This is a genomic window from Deinococcus deserti VCD115 (genome assembly GCF_000020685.1).
Taxonomy (GTDB): domain Bacteria; phylum Deinococcota; class Deinococci; order Deinococcales; family Deinococcaceae; genus Deinococcus; species Deinococcus deserti.
In genome coordinates this window covers 1,627,097-1,646,949 of sequence record NC_012526.1, presented here as the reverse complement: position 1 = coordinate 1,646,949, position 19,853 = coordinate 1,627,097, and the positions used below count along the sequence as shown (strand labels likewise).

The following is a 19,853-nucleotide window of genomic DNA, read 5'->3' as shown; positions in this document are numbered from 1 at the left end:
ATTGCTTATGGTGCGGCCCACCGCTGCTCGAACGTACACAGCGGAATGGCTGCTATGTTTCTGAACAAATGTTCTGAACAGATCAGGCGTTCATCGCCTGAACATTGATCTGCTGAGCGATCATGCTGAGCTTCTCGTCGGTCATTTTCTCTTCGTCGAGTGTCCGTTCCAGCATCTGAACGGCTTCGTCGTCTCCAAGAAGCTGTGCGTAGGTGCGCGCTGTGCCGTAGCCAGCAATCTCATAGTGCTCCATGGCCTGCTGGCAGGCAATCAGGCCGGCTTCCAGCACTTCAGGAGACGCGTCCTGCTGCATCAGCCGCTGCAATTCCTGGACCAGGCCCTTCATGGCGAGGTTGGTGTCGCTGGCTGGTTGCGCTCCCATTTTCTGGAGCAGTTGTTCCAGGCGCTGAATCTGCTGCTGCGTCTGTTCGATATGCATGGTCAGGCCCTGTTTCAGCTCTGACGTCTGCACCATGTCGCAGCCCTGCTGCATGGCCTGGAGGCCCTGCTGTTCGGCGCTGTAGATCTCCTGGAGCTTGAGGACGTAAAGGTCGGTCAGATCTCGCATTTGCATCTGCATATTCCATTCACCTCACCGCGCATTGTCTATGTGAATCTCTCTGTGCAGCCTGTCACCTTGGTCAAGAAAATGAAGGTGAAGCTTTAGGCCGGGCTTCATGAGCTGATCTGAACCTGACTGCGTGGTCGAGTCGTTCCTTCAGGAGCGCCTTTGAACCGGAAGGGGGCAGCGTTGCATGTTGTCACGACGTCTTGGTGCTCTAAAAAGGCCATCCCAGACGAGCTGAGGTGCCTTTGGTACAGCATGGAGCCGTGGATCAGGACGAGGCTCATTCCAACCCACAGAACCCAGGCCCGCCTGTGCTGTCTGCCCCGACCTTATCCGGCAGGAGCCTGCTGTTTCTTCCGTTCAAGAAGTGGCACGAGTTGAGCATCAAAGCGTGTGAGGACCGGGCCGATCATGGCGGTCAGGAGTACATAAACAGCGGCCAGCGGTCCAAGGCTCGGGGCGATACCCAGTCCTAGCCCGGCAATCAGGATGCTGAACTCGCCCCGTGGAATCAGCGTGGTGCCGGCGCGAAATCGGCCCCGGGCCTGAACCCCAGCCCGGGCTGCACCGCGCCATCCAACGATGAATTTGGTCACGCTGGTCACCAGGGCCAGCAGGGTGGCGGGCAGCAAAACGTCAGGCACACTGGCCAAGTTCAGCTGAAGGCCGAAAAATACGAAAAACACTGCGGCAAACAGATTGCGCAGTGGTTCGATCTGATGACGTGCGCGGTCTGCAACTTCCCCCGACAGAGCAATGCCCACCAGAAAGGCCCCGATAGCTGCGCTGACCTTAAGCAGATCAGCGATTCCAGCCACCAGCAGGACCAACCCGAGGACGCCCAGCAACAGGGCCTCATCGCTTTCGACGTTCATTACACGGCTGAGCACATGCCCGTATCTCAGTGCCAGAAAAAACGCCAGGGCGAAAGCACCCAGCGCGACCATCAGGTTTACACCAATGGCGACAAGGGTGCCGCCGATCAACAGTGCAGCGACCACCGGCAGGTAGGCAGCCATCACCACATCTTCAATCACGCACACGGCCAGGATGACAGGCGTTTCGCGGTTCCCGAGCCGGCCCAGGTCGGCCAGGATCTTACTGGCAATACCGCTGCTGGTCAGGTAGGTCACGCCGCCCAGCAGGACGGCGGCCAGGGGTGTAAATCCCAGCAGCACGCCAGCGATCAGCCCCGGGGTGAAATTGAGGGCCAGATCCAGCAGGCCCATGCGGCGGTGGGCATGCAGGTTGTCACGCAACTCCTGAGAGGTGTATTCCAGGCCCAGGGTAAACAGCAGCAGCACTGCGCCAATTTCAGCGCCAGTATGAATGAACTCCTCGGGTGCGTCACCGAGATGAAACAAGGCGCCCAGACCAATGCCCGCCAGCAGGTACAGCGGTATCGGCGTGATTCCCAGGCGCCCTGCCGCGCGACCGACCAGGGCGAGTGCCAGAATGACAGCACCAAGTTCGAGAAAAAGTTGTCCTAAGGGCACGTCGGACCTCCAGTGAAAGAAGAGGCAGGCCGGTCATCGGCGTGCAGCGACAAAAACGTTTGCAGAAGTGATGTGATTAACCAGAAAATGTACCGTTGAGAAGCTGGGCGGCCCGTGTGACGCCATTGGGCGTCCCCACGACAACGACCGTATCGCCCGCCTGAAGCGGGAAATCCGGCCCCGGCGCCGGAATGGCGTGTCCGTCACGCATGATGGCCACGATGCTGGCTCCGGTACGGGTGCGCATCATGGTTTCGCCCAGGGGACGGCCCGCGTAGGGACTGCTGGGTTCAAAAGGCAGCCAGTCCATCGCCAGACCCTCGATATCCTGCATGCTCTGGCTCATCCGGCGAGTGACGGCGCTGCCCCCGAGCAGGTCGGCCACAGCTTCGGACTCGTCATCAGCCAGCACAATACTCATGGCGCACGCATCCGGGTCGTCACGGCGGGACACAAAGATTTCGCGGCGGCCGTCCCGGTGAGTAATCACACCTACGCGCTTGCCATACCGCCCGTCAAAGTCATAGCGGACACCCACTCCGGGGAGGGCGGTTTCGTCGAGCTTCACCATAGCTTTCAGCATAGCGGCGCGTGATGACCCTCACCGGGCAGGGTGCACCATGCAGCAAGGAGGTCCCCGGAGTCCTTCAAAAGATCTGTTTCTTTGCAAATGACAGTCTTAGGTCGTGAATTCCAGTCGATCTTACGCTGACATTATGGAAACACGGCAGAATGCGCGGTATGACCGTCCTTACCTCCCGCCCCCAGACCATGGCGGAAAAGATTCTGTCCAGACGTGGCGATCAGACCGTCTACGCCGGCGACCTCGCGGTAGTCGATGTCGATCAGGTCATGGTCGTGGACTCCATTGCCCAGAGCTTCATCGAGCGCATGCAGCGTGACCTGAATGCTGTTCCCAAGTACCCCGAGCGCGTCAGTATCGTGATTGACCATGTGGCGCCAGCCAGCACCGTGTCGGTGGCACAGGCGCAGAAGGAAGCCCGTGAATATGCTGCCCAGACGGGCGTGCGGCTCTTCGACGTCGGCCGCGGGATCTGCCATCAGGTGCTGGTCGAGGAGAACCTGGCCCGGCCCGGCTGGATCGTGCTGGGCTCCGACAGCCACTCCACCACCTACGGCGCGGTCGCCGCATTCGGCTCTGGAATGGGCGCCACCGACATTGCCCTGGCGGCCGCCAGCGGGAAAACCTGGCTGAAGGTACCTGAAAGCGTCAAGGTCAGCTTCACAGGGGAACTGCGGCCCGGTGTGACGGCCAAGGACGTGGCCCTGGAGATGATCCGGGTCCTGGGGGCCGACGGCGCGACCTACCAGAGCATCGAAATGCACGCCGGTGACCGCTTTACCCGCGGGGAACGCATGACCCTGGCCAACCTGTGCGTGGAAGCCGGAGCCAAGGCTGGCCTGGTGGTGCCGGGCGGCGAGATCCTGACCAGTTACGGGTACGACGTGCCCGAGTGGGTGTATCCCGACGAGGGCGCTACCTATGTCCGGGAGATCACCGTGGACCTGACGGCCCTGAATCCACGCATGAGTGCCCCCAGTGAAGTGGACAACGTGCATGACGTTGCCGAGCTTCGTGGCCTCAAGGTCGATCAGGTCTTTATCGGAACCTGCACGAACGGGCGTATTGAGGACTTGCATGCAGCTGCCGACGTGCTGCGGGACCGGCGGGTCAATCCGCAGACCCGCCTGCTGGTGATTCCGGCCAGCAGTCAGGTGATGGAAGAGGCGATGGTGGACGGCACCCTCCTGACCCTGCAACGGGCCGGTGCCGTTCTGGGAACGCCCGGATGCGGCCCGTGCATGGGGAGGCATCAGGGGGTCCTGGCGCCGGGCGAGGTGTGCGTCAGCACGTCCAACCGCAACTTCATCGGGCGGATGGGTGACAAGGACGCCAAGATCTATCTGGCCAGCCCTGCGGTCGCTGCGGCCACAGCCGTGATGGGTCAGATTGCCCTGCCTGCTGATCTGCCTGAGGCGGTGGCCTGATGCCGCGCGTCTGGAAGTTCGGCGACAGCGTCAATACGGATGACATCCTGCCTGGGAAGTTCGCGCCGTTTATGGCCGGAGAGGACGTCTTTCAGACTTTCGCCTTCCATTACATCCGCCCTGAATTTGCCGCACAGGTGCAGCCTGGGGATCTGCTGATCGGCGGGCGTAACTGGGGTCTGGGGTCCAGCCGCGAGTATGCTCCACAGGCCCTGAAGAAGCTGCAGATCGGCGGCATCGTGGCTCCAAGTTTTGCGCGCATTCACTACCGCAACCTGCTGAACCTTGGCATCCCGGCTTTTGAGCATGACCTGACTGGCGTGCTGCAGGATGGTGACCAGGTTTCACTGGATATCAATACCGGTCTCCTGGTCTATTCCGGTGAGGACGGCCGCAGTGGAACGGTGCAACTGCCACCTCCACCGGAATTCCTGCGGGAAGCGCTGGCGGAGGGCAGTATCCTGGCGTTTTTCAAGAAGTATGGTCGCTTCCCTGGCGAGCGCGTATCCGAGAATGGGTCAGGCTGAAAGCGGAGGCACGTCCTACACTGAGGGCATGCCGACTCTGGAAATTGACTGTCCCGTGTGTGCGGAAGTGCTGGAGCTGACCGACGCTGACCGCGCCGACCTGCAGGTGGGGGACGTAATTGTCTGTGACTCCTGTAACGCCGAGATGGAAGTGACCCGCAACGCTCCCGGAGATGACTTTGAACTTGAACTTCTGGGGGTTCTGACCCTGTGCCCCAGTTGCGGCGAGGAATTCGATGTGACCGACGAGATGATCGATGCCGCGCCCGTGATCGAAAGCAGCGATGGAGCTACCGTCAGCGTGGTCGAATGCCCGCATTGCCGCGCCCGCATAGAACTGGAGTTCGAAGAACCCGTTGAACCCGTCTAGACAATAACATTTGGAAATCAAAACCTGCTTTAACCTATCAGTCGTAAGGAGTAAGTATGCCTGTAATTCAATTTGAAAACCCCGACACTGGCGCCACGATCGAACTGACCGACCCCGAACTCGGTGAACTGGTCATTGACGACGAAACCGGCGTGGAATACGAAGTCGTGTCTGTCGACCCACCCCGCCTGGAAGCTGCTCCGCAGGAAGCGGAGGACTGGGGCGAGTAAGTTTCACGGGCCCGGCGCGGTCAGGCAGAGCCCTTGGGCTGCACCTGACCGCGCCGCCCTTGAGCCTTGCCCCGAGACCGCTTATGGCCGACCTTGCCGTGATCTACGACCGCATCCGCCCTGACGAGAAAATGCTCTTCGAGGCGCTCGACGACCTTGGAGTCTCCTACGACAAGGTCTATGCCCCGCAGCTGACCGTGACCTTCGATCAGGAAGGAACTGCGCGGATTCCCTGGAAAGTGGCTATCGAGCGCTGCGTGAGCCAGACGCGGGGGCACGCCGTCACCCGGGCCCTGGAGGCCTTTGGAGTGCAGGTCATCAACCCCTCGCACGTCATTGAGCTGTGCGGTGACAAGCTGGCTACCAATTCGCGTCTGCATGCTGCCGGGATCGCGACCCCGCGGACCGGCGTGGCATTCGACGGCGAAAGTGCCCTGCAGCTGATCGAAAGCCTGGGCTACCCGGTGGTCCTGAAGCCGACCGTGGGGTCCTGGGGCCGTATGGTCAGCCGCCTGAACGACCGCGACGCCGCCGAGGCCGTCATTGAGCATAAGGAAGTGCTGGGCGGGCCGCAGCATGGCGTCTTTTACGTGCAGGAACTGATCGACAAGCCCGAGCGCGACATCCGGGCGTTCGTCGTCGGTGGTGAGTGCATCGGTGCGATCTACCGCACCAGCGAGCACTGGATTACCAATACCGCGCGTGGCGCCAAGGCCAGCAACTGCCCGGTGACCCCTGAGATTGCTGATCTGGCACTGCGTTCGGCCCGCGCGGTCGACGGTCAGATTGTGGCCATCGATCTGGTCGAGGACCCGGAGCGTGGCCTGCTGGTCATCGAGATCAACCACACCATGGAGTTCAAGAACAGTGTTTCGACGACAGGTGTGAATATTCCCCGCAGGATGGGCGAGTACGCCATCAGCCTGCTGAAAGAGCGGGCACTGGCTTAAAGCACTTAAACGTGACGACCCCTGCGATGTGTAGGGGTCGTTGTTTTTGCATTTGAGCACTGCTGAATCTACGAAGATTTTACTTCCGTCAACCTTCGTTACTGCTCTGAAAATGGGCCAGCATCTGGCAGTGCACACCGGTTTATCGCAACGAAACAGGCTTTTGCGGTCTTCCTACGCCATCCGGCGTACCTTGACGAGTGAAACGGTGAAGCGCACCATACAGTCTTATGAGTAAGACTGTTTCAAGGTTGCAAGTATGAACCCTTCGCATCCCCCTCCCGAGGATCAGCCAGAGGTGCCAGCGGCGAACCGTGAGGCCGCCTGCGCCCTGGGCAACGTCATGAAGCAGTTGCACCGGCATATCAGCAGTCAGGTCATGCACGGCATGCAGGCCGAACTTGTTGAGCTGGACCTGTCCTTCTCGCAGATGACGGCGCTGCATCAGCTGCGTGCTGGGGGGGAATCGACCGTCACCGAACTCGCGGCCCGCACCCGACTGAGTGTACCGGCAGCCAGTCACCTCGTAGAGCGTCTGGTTCAGCGCGGCCTCGCTGCGAGAACAGAGAACCCGGGCAACCGCCGCGAGAAGGTCGTGACCCTGACTGCAGCCGGTCTGGACGTGCTGGGCAAGATGGACCGCAACTTCAGGGCCGCGTACGTCAGCACCTTCGCCCGGTTGCAGCCGGAAGCCATTCAGGCGGCCGCTCAGCACATTCAGGCCCTGCTTGATGAACTCGAAACCCAGAGCAGCGAGGTCCGCGCCTGCAAGGAAGTTCCATGACCCGGTCTGCTCAGGCGGCGCCGGAAGGGCACATCGATTACATCACGGCGCTGGACCTGCCCACCAAGCGGCTGATTCTGTTTGGCGTCCTGCTGGGGCTGTTTCTCAGCGCACTGGACCAGACCATCGTCGGTACCGCCATGCCCCGGATTATCAGTGAGCTCAACGGTCTGAACCTCTATTCCTGGGTCACCACCGCTTACCTGCTGGCCAACACAGCGCTGGTGCCTATCTACGGCAAGCTTTCAGACATCTATGGCCGCAAGCCGATCCTGATGTTCGGCATTGTGGTGTTCCTGATCGGTTCGATGCTGTGCGGCATGGCAGGCGAGCCCTTCATGGGCCACCTGTTTGGCGGCGGCATGATGCAGCTGGTGGTGTTCCGGGGGCTGCAGGGGGCGGGAGGCGCAGCGCTGGGTGCAGTGGCCTTTGCCATCATCGCCGACCTGTTCGAGCCGGCCGAACGGCCCAAATACCAGGGGCTATTCGGCGCGGTCTTTGGCCTGAGCAGCGTGATCGGACCCCTGCTGGGCGGCTGGCTGACTGACTACGTGTCGTGGCGCTGGGTGTTTTACGTCAACCTTCCGTTGGGCCTGCTGGCCCTGACCTTTCTATGGTTCAAGATGCCCCGGCTGCAAAGCGGGCTCAAAGCCAAGGTGGACTGGCAGGGCGCGTTCCTGATCCTGGTGTTCGCGGTGCCGCTGCTGCTGGCCCTGACCTGGGGAGCTGATGGCAACTACGCCTGGAGCAGCCCTACGGTTCTGGGGCTGTTTGGAATCAGTGCGGCAAGCCTGCTGGCATTTCTGTACGTAGAAAGCCGCGTGGACAGTCCTATCATTCCGCTTCACCTGTTTCGCAACCCCACCTTCGCCTGGGGCTCGCTGGCCCGCTTCCTGTTCGGAGCGGCGTTCTTCGGGGCCATTCTGTTTCTGAGCCTTTACCTGGTGCAGGTGCAGGGAGTCAGCGCAACCGCAGCGGGGACCGCAACCATTCCGCTGACCTTTGGTCTGATTTTCGGAGCCATCGTGAGTGGACAGGTCGCCAGCCGTATGGGCCGTTACAAGCCCCTGATGCTGATCGGCCTGAGCCTGATGATGCTGGGTTTCTACTCTCTGTCCACCCTGAACGCCGATACCAGCTACAACAGCGTAATTCTGCGCATGGTGCTGCTGGGCCTGGGGATAGGGCCGGCCATGCCGCTGTACACCACGGCCCTCCAGCTTTCGGTCAAACCCTGGGAGATCGGCGTGGCGACCAGTGCCGGTCAGTTTTTCCAGCAGATGGGCAGCACCATCGGCACGGCCATTTTCGGTGCTCTACTCACGACCGGCCTGACCGACAACCTCAGCGCCTCGTTCGCTGCCCAGGCGAGCGCCAACACCGGAGCAGTGGCCACGACCCTGCAGCGGATCAGTGCTCAGATAGCCCATGGAGAATCTGATGGCCAGGTGGACCGAAATGCTGCTCCGCCCAGCAACGAAGAGATCACGGCGCGCTTTTCCAGGCTGCGGCAGAACATCACCAGTGCAGTGCAGACGGGTGACAGAGTGGCCATGATTGCCCTCCGCAGGGACGCGGAATTACCCCGGGAAACCAGGACGCAGTTTGCGCAGATTCCGGTAGGCGGCGTTGCTGCTGGTGTGAGAAGTGAATTTGACCGGGGCTACGCAGCTGTTGCCGCTGCCGTGCGCAGCGGTGATTTGGCCCGCGTGAAGGTGGTAGCAGCCAACCCACAGCTGCCTGCTGTTCTGCGCGAGCGGCTTGGTGCTGTGCCCGCGTCAGCTCTTCAAAATTCGGCGACTCGTGACCAGTTGCTTGGGAGGTTGCGGCAGGACCTGGACGCCGTAAAAACCACGGCCGCTCGGCAGGCTGAGCAGCAGGCTCTGAGCCGGGCTCTCAAGGAACTGGATGACGGCGAAAAAATTGCTCTGGCCAGTGCCCGTGCCGCCAAGGTCGCGTTCGCCGAGTCGGTGGCTCATATCTATCTGTACTGCATCTTCGCGGCGTTTCTGGCGATGCTGGCCACGCTGATGATGCCCAACCTGCCGATCCCAGGACGCCAGACAGGCGAGAAGGCAGTTCCCGCGCACGTGGAAATCTGACACATGCCGCTTAGAGAAAGGGGAACGACAGCAAGATCGTTCCCCTCTTTTCCATATGGGTGGTCTGTCAGACATTGATGCTCAGGCAGGTCACCGTATGGCCAGATCAGGGCCCAGGCCACCGGAAACGTCACTCTACCCTGATGCTTCCGGTCATGAATGGGTGGGGGAGACAGCGGTAGGTATACGTGCCTTTCTGGTCGAGCACGGAGCTTATGTTTCCTCCTCTGGAAAGGGCGCGTGTAGTTTCGGTGCCGTCTGGAGCACGCAGTACCAGACCATGCGCAACAAAGTCTGCATTGGTCCAGCTGACCTTCGTGCCCTGTTTTACGCGCAGGACTGCCGGTGTGAACTTGAAACCGGCGGCGCGTATAGCCGGAGCGTTCCGGTCATCCAGCAGGGGCAGGTCTGCACTGCTGGGAGGTGCTCCGTGGCTGTGGGCGTTGCCCTGACCGGCCTGCTTGTCGGGACGGCCGTGCTGATCTAATGCCTCTGCGCCCTTGACCATAAAGTGAATGCCCCCCGGGTATACCCCGTCGTTGGTGGCATGGGGGCCCACATGATCATGGAAGACGAAGCGGCCATCACGGCCCTTGACCAGCAGGTCATAACGCTCGCCAGGAGCGATCAGCAGGGTATCGGCTTCGTAAGGCAGCGGCAGATCATGACCATCTTTAGCCATCACCAGAAAAGTTACGCCGTGCAGGTGCATGGCATGTTGTGCGTAACCCATATTGATCAGCCGCAGCAGGCTGACGTCGCCAGGGGGGATCGGCAGGTCGGGGATCAGGGGTGAGGCTTTCCCGTTGACCAGAAAGTAGTTGGCCTGAGGCTTGTGCACCGGGTTGTCCGGGTTCTGGCGGCTGTCCCAGTCATCAAGAATCAGCGTGTGCTCGGTTTTCCACATCCTGGCCTGCCGGTCAGCAGGTTCAACGATCAGTGCCCCGTACATCCCCATATTCAGGTGAAGGTTGGTCTGAAAGTGACAGTGGTACGCGAAGGTTCCGGCTTCGGTCGCCACAAATTCATAGGTAAAGCTCTGGCCCGGTAGCACCTCGTCGAGGCCGTCCATGCGTTGGGCCACGGAAATGATGCCGTGCGGATGAATAGTGTGCGGCTGATCGAAGGTATTGCGCAGCGTCAGCCGCACCAGGTCACCCTGCCTGACGCGGATCTCCGGGCCTGGGACCCGGGGTTTATGCCCGGGAAACCCGAAGGCCCATTGCTCAACGTTGACGCCTGGTGCGATCTCTGCCTGAATGCGGTGCACCTCCAGAGTGAAATTACGCACCTCGCCGGTGAAGCGGTGAACTGGCACCGTACCCACCGGCTGACGCAGGAAGCGGTCAATCAGGCCCCGGCGCCCTGGGTCAGACGGAGGACCCGCAACGGTAGAGCCAATCAGAACGGCCAGAACGGCAATCAGGACAGCAAGCCGGGTCACGGGGCCTCCGGGTGGATATGCACGATGTAAACAGGGCCTGCTCAGCGCACGGTAATGAAGCGCGTCATACCCAGGAGAGCATGAGGTTTATGGGTGGCGGGATCTGTCACGAAGCACGCAGTGAAGTACGTTCCAGGCTTGAGGGTCAGGTTTGCGTAGTTGGCTTTGCCGGGAGAAAGCACGCCGATTCCGGTCGCCAGCTCGAAGTTCACCGGCGGCTCGCCCTGCGCCTGTTCACCAGCGGCCATGAATTTCATGACATCGTCGGCAGTCTTACCGGCCTTGAGCGGGGCAATCATCATGAAGTGAGGCTGGCGGCCATGGTTGACGATTTCCCACATGTGAGTGCCAGCTGCTACCTGCATGGGCGGGAGCGCCAGGGCGAAGTCGGCGAGCTGAACCATGTAGGCCGCTTTGGGTGCAGTGGCCATGTTGTTGCCCCTCACGACGGTGAACGTTTTGAAGAATCCTGTATTGGCCAACGCCTGTGGGTTTTTCTCGTCGTTGTTCGTGCTGACGTTCGAAATGGCGTAGGTGCCGGGCTCCAGATTCACTGTGAGGCTGAAAGTCGCTTTTGGCCCCAGCATCGGTGGCCCGCCGTACAGCTCTGAGGCATTGATCAGGGCAGCCTCCAGCGCTGCACTATCCCCCTGGTGCGTCTGCATGCCCATGGCAAACGCGCTGATCGCACGCTTCAGGGCATCAGCGCTCACGCCACTCTTCAACTTGAAGAGCTGCATCTCTGCGGGTGCGGACCCGGTATTTCTGAAATTCAGCTGCACGAATCCTGACGGGAGCTGGGCAGGCGCGGTGTAGCCCTGCTGGGTTGCCGTGATCTCTACTGAAGGAGGCCGCTGCGCGGTAGCGTGCGTCAGGCTGCCGAGTGTCAGGGCTAACAGGACAAGACGGACTTGACTCATGATGATCCCCTTGAAGTGCTGATGAGGCGTCAACCGACTGCGGCATCTGTTTTGATTACGCTCCTCCTTTGGATCGTATGCCGGGCCTGCTCCGGTGCCGGACTGGCGGCACCTGCTGTGGCTCGGAGGGTCGGTCCTGCGGCACAAGCTGATTGTTAGGACAGGTCAAGCCGCCATGAAAACAACGTCTGGTGATTGGCGGGGGCTCCTGTACGAATGTCTCGACGTGCGAGATCGCTTCGGCGGGGCGCAGCCTTGCAGATTTATGCCGTCACAGTGAGTGAAGACTCTTGCTCCCCCAGCGTCTTTGTCACCGGCTTTGGAACAGGGGCATACCTTGATTTCCTTCCAGTCGAACATGAATTTGAACGAGCATAGCCCCAGAACTTTTATAGTGAGACTAAACCAAGCTGGTCATGTCTGAGAAGCACGAGATCCACCAGTACAGCTCCTCAAAAATTTGGATGTTAAATAGGTCATCGAGCCTTGCGTCTGATCAGATGAGTAAAGAAATATAAATTAATTCATTATGTGCTTTTTCATAAGAGCCTTATAGGTGCCGTGGGGCTTTCTTGCTCATATTCCATTAACCATGGTGCTGCAACAGCATGGTCGTCTTTGACTGATCTCCTGGATATCCAGCAGACAAGCTCAGCCTCAGAGAGCACAGAACGTTTGATGGTCGACAGGGTTGTCTGAAGCCCATAGATCTGGCTGGGGCTTATTTCTTCTGGTTACCTGGCCAGAAGAAAGCCTTTGCCAGGGCCCAGGAGAGATACCAGGGAACCTCTGCTTTCCTTTCGACTTAAAGATTTCAGTCAACAGGTGACTGTAGATCCCCTGATTCACGCTGGATTCCAGGACGAAACCTTCCACGCAATGGACAGGCTGGACCGGATCCCGGGGCTGGTCACTCTGAGCATGGGAATATCCAGAGTCCACCACACGCCATGATGCAAACAAGGGGCAGAGCTGATGCTCAGCGGTTTCCGGCATTGACTGCTCGCGCACGCACAGGGGTGTCCCTGTCGAAGACGCCTTCATTCAGTCTTAATGTTACCAGGAGCGACATCCAATTTCTATTAGTTGGCATACAAGTCAATAGACGCAAGTCCGGAAAAGATTTCATCGGGAAATCTACGCCATCTCATTCAAAAGACAGAGGCCTAATATGAAAAAAGTTGCTATTGCTGCCATGAGCCTGACCGCCGCCCTCATTTCGACTGCCAGTGCGCAAGGCACCGCCTATGTTCGTGTTGTCCATGCTGTATCCGATGCACCCAACGTTGATGTCTATGTAGATGGCACGCGGACGGTTGCAAATGCGCCGTTCAAAGCTGTAACCACGTACGGAAATGTTCCAGCTGGTAAACACAATGTTGTCATTACCGCTGCAGGGAATAAGAATGCTGTGGTCTTCAAAGGCGACGTCGATCTGACCGCAGGAACTTACTACACCGTGGCAGCCGTCGGTTATCTCAAGAATATCAAGCCCAAGATCTTTACGGCCACAAGCATGAACATGGACAAGGGCAAGGCCCAGGTCAACGTCTATCACCTTGCTCCTGATGGTCCCCGTGTGCAGGCTTTGGCAGTGGATATGAACAACGCAGGAGTTCTGCCGATGGGTGTGGCGTACGGCAATAAGGCCACGGTCAATGTCAATCCTATGGGCGTCAATCTGGATATCGTGCCATTTGGGAAGACGACTCCTGTGGTGAAAAACCTGAGTGGTATCAACGTGGCTGGTGGCAAGAGCTACAGCGTCTTTGCGGTCGGAACTCTGGGCGGCAAGACGTTTGACCTGGTCGCCACCGAAGATAAGCTGGTTGCCGATTCCATGATGAAGAAGTAATTCGGATTCGGATCAACCCCCGCTCGTTTGGGGGTTGAGTCGGACCGCCGTAACAAGGCGAGGAATGCGGAACGTGAATTGTTCGCCCTGGTGTCTCTTTGCCTTGCATACGAATCAAACCGGAACACGTGCCTATTGGTGTACTACCCCCATACGGTCCGACAGGGCGCGCCGCTGAATGCTGGCGCGTCCTTCACTTTCAACAGAAGAGGAAAAAGAAGGACTCAAGCTTTCATATTCTTTGTTCCTGCCATGATTCCGGAGGCCTGATCGTGCGATTTCTACGTGCTTTTATCGCTGCAGTAGCTCTAAGTTTGTTGGGTTACCTTGCCTATCTCACATTTCCCGGGCTGGGTTATCCACCACTGATCGTATTTGGCAAGCTGACCCAGCTGTTGGGTCTCCCCGTTATTTTCCAGTTTGTACACTCGCTGTTTGGTCTGGGTCAGGGAGGCAAGATTTTCGCTTTCACAGGCGTGGTGCTGCTGTGGCTGGGGGGCCTGAGCCTGCTTGGAGGGGCGCTGAAACCGCAGGTGGCAGGTCTGGTCACAGCAGTCATCGTGGTCCTTCTCACCCGCAACTGGCCTGGCGTCCTTTACGGGGTAGTGTACGGGGGGCTGCTTGCAGCGCTGACCCATCTGCTGGCGCCCCGTGAAGCTCGGAGAACGCATCACGGGGCCACGGATCACAGCCGCAGGGCCGCCACCGGATGGCTGGCTCTCGGCAGTGTTGCTGTCGCTTCAGGCGGCCTGGCCACCCTGTACCGTGGAGGAAGTCAGAGCCGCACTGCGGCAGTTGGCCTCAAGCCAGGCAGTCCGCTGCCGGGCGGTGTGACTCCAGTGTCTGAGTGGTACTACGTGTCCAAAAATCTGGAAGCCTTTGATCCAAAAATCAAGGCTGAGAGCTGGAAGTTGCAGGTGGACGGTCTTGTGCGGCGCGAACGGTCCTACACCCTGCCTGAACTTCAGAAGTTTGAGCAGGTGACGGAAGAACTGACCCTGAGCTGTATCAGTAACCCGGTGGGTGGCCCTCTGATGTCCAACGGCATATGGCAGGGTTTCAGGCTGGCTGATCTGCTGGCTGACGTGGGCCTTGACCGACAGGCCCGGTATGTGTTGTGGGAAGCGGCAGACGGCTATACCGAGTCTTTGCCTCTGGGGCAGGCTCTGGAGCGCGACGTTCTGCTGGTTACGCATCTTAACGGTGAACCGCTGAGCCCCAGGCACGGCTTTCCGCTGCGGGTGCTGATTCCTGGCCGCTATGGAATGAAACAGCCCCGCTGGATCACCCGTATCCGCCTGTCAGCCACCGACAAGCCCGGCTACTGGGTCAAACGTGACTGGTCCAAGACGGCGTTGGTCGAGTTGACCAGCCGAATAGATTATCCGGCCGAGACCACGCCTGTTCTGCGCGCGGATGGCGACACCCGGATGAGGGGCATCTCTTTTTTCGGCAGCCGGCCTGTTACCAGGGTTGAGGTCAGCACAGACGGTCAGAAGACCTGGAAAGAAGCGAAGCTTATTCCTCCCAGGTCAAAACATGCCTGGACCCCCTGGACTTTCGACTGGTCCCCCACCCCGGGCGCCTATGAGGTTGCTGTGCGTGCCTGGAGTGGCACGATTGCCCAGAAACCAGAGGAAAAAGACGCCTTGCCAGAAGGGGCCACCGGCTACCACCACTTCATTGTCAACGTGTCGTGACCAGAACTGGTGCGCCGCACTGACCCGTCAGCAACCGGTATTTCTGACCTTAGTGGCCAGTTACTCTGACGAAACCCTGGATCAAGAGCGTGAGTGAGGCGCACTGGGCTGCGAACGGATCCAGAACGCAGGCTGGCACGCTCAGCGCAGCAGAGAAGCTCCCCCGTCCACATAAATCTCTACGCCCGACACATGGCGCCCCAGGTCCGAAGCGAGAAACAGGCATGTGTCGGCCACATTGACCGGTTCGCCTTCGCCCTCGTTCAGTGCGGGGCTTCCCTGCGGTAGTTCGACTTCAATGCCGATCTCTTCAGTGTGCCGCTGCTCAGTGCGCTCCTGAATGTTGGTATGGATCAGGCCAGGGCAGACCGCGTTACAGCGGATATTGTCACGGCCGAGTTCCAGGGCAATCATCTTCATAAACGCGACCTGCCCGGCCTTTGACGTGCTGTAGGCACTGGCACCAGGGCTGGAGAAGGTGCGGTTACCGTTCACGCTGCTGGTGATGATGATGCTGCCGCCACCTGCCCGCTTGAGATGCGGTACGGCATAGTGAACCGTCAGATAGGTGCCTTTGAGGTTGATGTCGAGGGTCTTGTCCCATTCCTCGGGCTGTAGTTCTTCAATGGGGGTCCAGACTCCGTTGATGCCCGCGTTCGCGAACACGATATCCAGCTGACCGAACTCACTGACCGTGGCTTCGATGGCCTTGCGGACTGACTCCGGATCACTCACGTCGCAGTTCACGTACAGGGCCTCGGCGCCCTGGCCACGGATTTCGTCGCGCAGGCGCTGGCCTTCCTCATCCTGCACGTCGGCCAGCGCAATTTTGGCGCCTTCCTCAGCAAACCGCCGTGCCGTGCCTGCCCCGATGCCGCTTGCACCGCCCGTTATAAATGCCACCTTGCCAGTCAACATGCCCATGTCATTCCTCCCGTGCCCGCACCATCCGGGCGGTGTCTCCGCTGTTCTGCAGACAGTCGCACGCTACGCCGGGAAGGTGGAAACTGATTCAGAGATTCCTTGTGTTTCTCTTGACGCCCTGATCCGGTACCTCCATGCGGGCATTCACCTAACCTGTCTGGAATGACTCTGCCTCCTACCCGCCCCCTGTACCACGATGACCCGGCCCAGTTGACGTTTGCTGCGACGGTCCTGGACGTTCAGGCACAGGAAATCGCTCTGGACGCGACGGCCTTCTACCCCGAAGGAGGCGGACAGAACACCGATACAGGCAGGGTGCGCTGGACAGGGTCGGAAGCCCGCATGACCGCTGCCCGCAAGGACAAGTCCACGGGGGTGATCTGGCATGCCCTGGCTGGCGACCTGCCGCCCCCCGGCACCCGCATCACCGGCGAGGTGGATCAGGATGTCCGTTGGCGGCATGCCCAACGGCACAGCGGTGAGCATCTGCTGGCTCAGGCTTTTGCACGGATCAATCCTGTGTTTCAGGTGGCGGCTGTCAGTATGCGCAGCCCCGAGTGCACCCTGGACCTGCGTGGTGACCCGGCCGAGTCCCACGTGCGTGCCGCCGAGGCTCTGTTGCGGGAAACGCTGGGACGGCGTGATCTGGAACTCCACACCCCCATCGTCCCGGAAGACCAGCTGGGCACCTATTCGCTGCGCCGGGAAACGAAGGTGCGTGGGCAGGTCCGGCTGGTGATTTTTCAGGAGCCGGGCGGGGCGCCGTTTGACGTCAGTGCCTGCGGAGGAACCCATGTTCCTCGTGCCAGTCTGGCTGCTCCGGTGGTGATTCTGCGTACCGAGCGGCAGAAGGCCGGTCTCACGCGCGTGGTGTTTATGGCCGGAGAAGAGGCGACCAGGTACCTGAGCGGGGTGTATCACTCGGCCCGCACCCTGGCCCAGGGGTTCAGCGTGCCTGTCGACGGACTGGCTGACCGGGTGGCCGCATTGGCTGGCGAGCGCGACGCCCTGCGAGCGGCAATGGAGACGTTGCGGGAAAAACTGGCCGCGGCCCTGCTGGAGGCCCAGCCCCTGCAGACCGTCGGTGGCGTGCCGCTCAGAGAGATTCAGCTTGATGACCCGGAGCTGCTGGCCCCTCTCCTGATGCGGGTGCCCCAAGGCACCGTAGTGGTTGTACTCACGGCGGGTGGGCGCTGTGGGGTGGGCAGCGCCGTCAGGAATATCCACGCTGGCGAGCTACTGCGGGCAGCTCTGGGCCGCGCCGGGGGTAAGGGAGGAGGCCGGGCCGAACTTGCTCAGGGAAGCACCAGCAATGCGTCCGTTTTCGGACAGACGGTGCGGGAAGTGCTGACCGGACTCGGGCGGAGTGAACACGACCTCGTTGAGTCCCCAGCAGACTGAGGCCGGGTCCTGGAGGCGTGGAGTTAGGGAAGCCTGCGAAACTTGCCCGCACTGGCGTGCCAGCTCAGCTGCATCGGACGGGTGACCACAGAAGGGTCGACCCCAGCTGCCCGGCAGGCATTCAGAGCCGCGGTGGGGGCATGGGGCACAGCCGTCAGCCCTGAACCAAAGCGGGCCGGCAGATAGCTGACGCCCAGACTGACGCCCTTCAGACAGGCGGGGACAGGCCCGGGAAAAAAGTCGGCGTCGCGCAGCAGCGGGATCACTGCAGCCTCTGTCACGGCGCGCCATCCCTGCGGCCCGGCCCAGCCGAAGGTCGTGCGTGCCGTGCAGCGGTCCAGGCGGCACCACTCACGGTTCAGCACCAGCAGGCCTGCCTGGCTGGTCTTGACGTACAGCGCTGCACGCACTGTTGTAAAGATCCCGGACTCTGCCCGTAGGCCACGCCATTCCAGAAACTGGTTGGCAGGATCAATCAGCTGCATCTCGAACAGGTTCTGCGTGGCGCTCCAGCTGAGCCTCTCCTGGCGGGCCCAGGCCAGCAGCGAGCCTTCGGCTGGTACCAGCGGCAGAGCAGCTATTGCCTGGCGCACAGCGTCCAGGACCTGGGGGGTGGGGGTGGTCGTCTGCGCCTGGCTGGCAGTCCAGCCTGTGCCCAGCACCAACATCAGCACATGGCTTCGTTGCACTGGATCAGTGTAAACGGGCCCAGGCTCCTGCCCGGTCAGGCTGTCCCGGAGGGCTCCCGCTGGCGGTCAGCTGACCTCTCGCCGACGATCTGCGAAGTATGCTGAGGCGAACATGAAACGCCACCTTACCCTGATCGGTGCAGCCCTCACGCTCAGCAGCTGCTCTATGGTTTCTGGCCCTACGACCCAGGACGTCACCATTATTGGTGTGAACGACCTGCACGGCAATCTGCTGCCTACCAGCTTCCGTGTGCCTGACCCTGCCGACCGCACCAAGACCCTGACCGTCCAGGCGGGTGGCGTGGAAGCCATCGGCGGCGTGCTCGCGCAGGCGCGCGCGGCCAACCCCAACACTGTGTTCGTGGGAGTGGGCGATATGACCGGTGCCAGCCCGCTGATCAGCGCCCTGCTGCGTGACGAGCCCACCATTCAGGCACTCAACGCGCTGGGCATGCAGGTCAACGTGCTGGGCAACCACGAGTTTGACTACGGCCTCAAGGAACTGCAGCGCTACCAGCGTGGCGGCTGTGACAGCAATGCCCCCGAGATTGCCTGTAAGTTCGATCCTGCCTTCAAGGGCGCCGCGTTTACCTACATCGCTGCCAACGTTTTCGACAGCACGACTGGCCAGCGGGTATTCCCGGCCTACAAGATGGTCAACGTCGGGAAGGCGCGCATTGCGTTCGTGGGTGCTGTGCTCAAGGACACCCCCTCCGTGGTCACCCCCAGCGGTGTGGCGGGACTGCGCTTCGAAGACGAGGCCGCTTCCATCAACCGGGTCATGCCCGAGATCCGCCGTCAGCGTCCCGACGCCATCATTGCCCTGGTTCACCAGGGTGGAGCCAGTCGCGATACGTTCGACACCATCAATTGCAAGACCCTGACCGGCGACATCGTCAAGATTGCTGGAGGTATTGACCCCGCGGTCGGCGCCATCATGACCGGCCATACCCACCGCGGCTACAACTGCCTGGTTGCCGGACCCACCGGGGTGGAGCGCCCCGTGATTCAGGGTGACGCTTACGGCCACCTGCTGCAGCGTCTCGACCTGACGGTCGACACCCGCCTGCACCGTCTGGTGAGCATTAAAACCAGCAACGTGGTCGTGGACGCCGCTAAGCAGCCCAAGGACGCCGCCATGACGGCCCTGGTCCAGAAGGCCAAAGGCATGACCGATCCCCTCGCGCAGCGAGTGGTGGCGACCCTGGGAGTCGAGCAGATTACCCGGACCGCTACCCCCAACGGTGAAAGTGCGCTGGGCCGCCTGATTGCCGACAGCCAGCTGGCCGCGACCAGCCCCGCAAACAAGGGCGGCGCCGTGGTGGCCTTCATGAACCCCGGCGGCATCCGCGCTGATCTGCCGGTCAACGTGCCCAACCCCAACCGCACCGTGACCTACGGCGACGTGTTTGCCGTGCAGCCCTTCGGCAACATTCTGCAGGTCATCACCCTGACCGGCGCGCAGATCAAGGCTGTCCTGGAGCAGCAGTTCGACAACCCCGCTGCGGGCCAGAACCGTATTCTGCAGGTCAGCAAGGGCTTTACCTACACCTGGGACAACGCCAAGCCCAAAGGCGAGAAGGTAAGTGGCATCATGCTCAACGGGCAGCCGCTGGACATGAACGCCAGGTACCGTGTGGCCCTGAACAGCTTTCTGGCTGACGGCGGCGACAACTTCACTGTATTCGCGCAGGGTACAGACCGTCTGGGCGGTGACCTGGACCTGGACGCCTTCCAGAACTTCCTGAAAGCGTCCACCGTGACCCCCGATACCACCGAGCGCATCAAGCGCCTGAACTGAGGCGGACAGTCACCCAGGAGCGGGGTGCCCATTTGGGCACCCCGCTTCTGTAGAAAGCCACGGCGCGCCTAACGTGTTTCGG

The 19,853-nt window shown here is 60.7% G+C and carries 18 protein-coding genes; 11 read left to right on the top strand and 7 right to left on the bottom strand.

Translation table 11 applies throughout. The features are described from left to right. Positions 1-82 precede the first annotated feature (82 nt). The 3 genes from DEIDE_RS07825 to DEIDE_RS07815 form a co-directional block, all read right to left on the bottom strand. Entirely contained in the window at positions 83-568 is a 486-nt protein-coding gene (locus DEIDE_RS07825) for a ferritin-like domain-containing protein (RefSeq protein ID WP_242402888.1), read from the bottom strand. A 329-nt stretch (positions 569-897) separates the two neighbouring features. Continuing rightward, positions 898-2,064: a cation:proton antiporter gene (locus DEIDE_RS07820; protein WP_012693411.1), complete on the bottom strand. Its 1,167-nt coding sequence runs from the start codon at positions 2,062-2,064 to the stop codon at positions 898-900. 76 nt (positions 2,065-2,140) lie between these two features. Beyond that, a complete protein-coding gene (locus DEIDE_RS07815) occupies positions 2,141-2,635 on the bottom strand; it encodes a cation:proton antiporter regulatory subunit (protein ID WP_012693410.1) in 495 nt (164 codons plus the stop codon). Positions 2,636-2,796: 161 nt separating this feature from the next. Between DEIDE_RS07815 and DEIDE_RS07810 the strand changes: the two genes are divergently transcribed. The 7 genes from DEIDE_RS07810 (at position 2,797) to DEIDE_RS07780 (ending at position 9,037) form a co-directional block, all read left to right on the top strand. Further along, a complete protein-coding gene (locus tag DEIDE_RS07810; protein ID WP_012693409.1) occupies positions 2,797-4,074 on the top strand; it encodes a homoaconitate hydratase family protein in 1,278 nt (425 codons plus the stop codon). Continuing rightward, positions 4,074-4,601 carry a LeuD/DmdB family oxidoreductase small subunit gene (locus DEIDE_RS07805; protein WP_012693408.1) on the top strand — a complete coding sequence of 176 codons (528 nt, stop codon included), beginning with the start codon at positions 4,074-4,076 and terminating at the stop codon, positions 4,599-4,601. The genes DEIDE_RS07810 and DEIDE_RS07805 overlap by 1 nt, the downstream gene beginning before the upstream one ends. A gap of 28 nt (positions 4,602-4,629) precedes the next feature. Continuing rightward, complete coding sequence (locus DEIDE_RS07800) at positions 4,630-4,971, top strand: zinc finger motif protein (protein ID WP_012693407.1); 342 nt, start codon at positions 4,630-4,632, stop codon at positions 4,969-4,971. A gap of 56 nt (positions 4,972-5,027) precedes the next feature. Next, positions 5,028-5,201 (top strand): lysine biosynthesis protein LysW, encoded by a 174-nt coding sequence (lysW, locus tag DEIDE_RS07795; protein WP_012693406.1) that lies wholly within the window; start codon positions 5,028-5,030, stop codon positions 5,199-5,201. An 83-nt stretch (positions 5,202-5,284) separates the two neighbouring features. Then, the gene (gene lysX / locus DEIDE_RS07790; RefSeq protein WP_012693405.1) at positions 5,285-6,151 is read left to right on the top strand and encodes a lysine biosynthesis protein LysX; all 867 of its coding nucleotides are present in this window, start codon (positions 5,285-5,287) and stop codon (positions 6,149-6,151) included. 259 nt (positions 6,152-6,410) lie between these two features. Next, entirely contained in the window at positions 6,411-6,935 is a 525-nt protein-coding gene (locus DEIDE_RS17990) for a MarR family winged helix-turn-helix transcriptional regulator (RefSeq protein WP_012693404.1), read from the top strand. Next, entirely contained in the window at positions 6,932-9,037 is a 2,106-nt protein-coding gene (locus DEIDE_RS07780; protein WP_012693403.1) for a DHA2 family efflux MFS transporter permease subunit, read from the top strand. The genes DEIDE_RS17990 and DEIDE_RS07780 overlap by 4 nt, the downstream gene beginning before the upstream one ends. Before the next feature lie 130 nt (positions 9,038-9,167). Here the strand turns inward: DEIDE_RS07780 and DEIDE_RS07775 are convergent, their stop codons facing one another. Together DEIDE_RS07775 and DEIDE_RS07770 are read right to left on the bottom strand one after the other, a co-directional pair. Further along, a complete protein-coding gene (locus tag DEIDE_RS07775; protein ID WP_012693402.1) occupies positions 9,168-10,481 on the bottom strand; it encodes a multicopper oxidase domain-containing protein in 1,314 nt (437 codons plus the stop codon). A gap of 41 nt (positions 10,482-10,522) precedes the next feature. Next, positions 10,523-11,401: a cupredoxin domain-containing protein gene (locus DEIDE_RS07770; protein WP_012693401.1), complete on the bottom strand. Its 879-nt coding sequence runs from the start codon at positions 11,399-11,401 to the stop codon at positions 10,523-10,525. Between the two features lie 1,171 nt (positions 11,402-12,572). On the opposite strand from DEIDE_RS07770, the gene DEIDE_RS07765 reads away from it, so the two are divergent. After that, a complete protein-coding gene (locus DEIDE_RS07765) occupies positions 12,573-13,256 on the top strand; it encodes a DUF4397 domain-containing protein (protein WP_012693399.1) in 684 nt (227 codons plus the stop codon). A 272-nt stretch (positions 13,257-13,528) separates the two neighbouring features. Then, on the top strand, positions 13,529-14,956 hold the full coding sequence (locus DEIDE_RS07760; RefSeq protein ID WP_012693398.1) for a molybdopterin-dependent oxidoreductase: 1,428 nt from the start codon (positions 13,529-13,531) through the stop codon (positions 14,954-14,956). A gap of 141 nt (positions 14,957-15,097) precedes the next feature. Here DEIDE_RS07760 and DEIDE_RS07755 read toward each other — a convergent pair whose 3' ends face one another. Then, positions 15,098-15,880, bottom strand: coding sequence for an SDR family oxidoreductase (locus DEIDE_RS07755; protein WP_012693397.1), 783 nt, complete (start codon positions 15,878-15,880; stop codon positions 15,098-15,100). Between the two features lie 162 nt (positions 15,881-16,042). Between DEIDE_RS07755 and DEIDE_RS07750 the strand changes: the two genes are divergently transcribed. Next, complete coding sequence (locus DEIDE_RS07750; RefSeq protein WP_012693396.1) at positions 16,043-17,281, top strand: alanine--tRNA ligase-related protein; 1,239 nt, start codon at positions 16,043-16,045, stop codon at positions 17,279-17,281. Positions 17,282-17,304: 23 nt separating this feature from the next. On the opposite strand, the gene DEIDE_RS07745 is transcribed toward DEIDE_RS07750, so the two are convergent. Beyond that, entirely contained in the window at positions 17,305-17,970 is a 666-nt protein-coding gene (locus DEIDE_RS07745) for a hypothetical protein (protein ID WP_162485420.1), read from the bottom strand. 112 nt (positions 17,971-18,082) lie between these two features. On the opposite strand from DEIDE_RS07745, the gene DEIDE_RS07740 reads away from it, so the two are divergent. Then, positions 18,083-19,771, top strand: coding sequence for a bifunctional metallophosphatase/5'-nucleotidase (locus DEIDE_RS07740; RefSeq protein WP_012693394.1), 1,689 nt, complete (start codon positions 18,083-18,085; stop codon positions 19,769-19,771). The last annotated feature ends 82 nt before the right edge of the window (positions 19,772-19,853 follow it).

Coding starts and splice junctions, on each gene's coding strand:
- DEIDE_RS07825 (WP_242402888.1), bottom strand. CDS start 568: ATGCGAGATCTGACCGACCTTTACGTCCTCAAGCTCCAGGAGATCTAC.
- DEIDE_RS07815 (WP_012693410.1), bottom strand. CDS start 2,635: ATGGTGAAGCTCGACGAAACCGCCCTCCCCGGAGTGGGTGTCCGCTAT.
- DEIDE_RS07810 (WP_012693409.1), top strand. CDS start 2,797: ATGCGCGGTATGACCGTCCTTACCTCCCGCCCCCAGACCATGGCGGAA.
- DEIDE_RS07805 (WP_012693408.1), top strand. CDS start 4,074: ATGCCGCGCGTCTGGAAGTTCGGCGACAGCGTCAATACGGATGACATC.
- DEIDE_RS07800 (WP_012693407.1), top strand. CDS start 4,630: ATGCCGACTCTGGAAATTGACTGTCCCGTGTGTGCGGAAGTGCTGGAG.
- lysW (WP_012693406.1), top strand. CDS start 5,028: ATGCCTGTAATTCAATTTGAAAACCCCGACACTGGCGCCACGATCGAA.
- lysX (WP_012693405.1), top strand. CDS start 5,285: ATGGCCGACCTTGCCGTGATCTACGACCGCATCCGCCCTGACGAGAAA.
- DEIDE_RS17990 (WP_012693404.1), top strand. CDS start 6,411: ATGAACCCTTCGCATCCCCCTCCCGAGGATCAGCCAGAGGTGCCAGCG.
- DEIDE_RS07780 (WP_012693403.1), top strand. CDS start 6,932: ATGACCCGGTCTGCTCAGGCGGCGCCGGAAGGGCACATCGATTACATC.
- DEIDE_RS07770 (WP_012693401.1), bottom strand. CDS start 11,401: ATGAGTCAAGTCCGTCTTGTCCTGTTAGCCCTGACACTCGGCAGCCTG.
- DEIDE_RS07765 (WP_012693399.1), top strand. CDS start 12,573: ATGAAAAAAGTTGCTATTGCTGCCATGAGCCTGACCGCCGCCCTCATT.
- DEIDE_RS07755 (WP_012693397.1), bottom strand. CDS start 15,880: ATGGGCATGTTGACTGGCAAGGTGGCATTTATAACGGGCGGTGCAAGC.
- DEIDE_RS07750 (WP_012693396.1), top strand. CDS start 16,043: ATGACTCTGCCTCCTACCCGCCCCCTGTACCACGATGACCCGGCCCAG.
- DEIDE_RS07740 (WP_012693394.1), top strand. CDS start 18,083: ATGAAACGCCACCTTACCCTGATCGGTGCAGCCCTCACGCTCAGCAGC.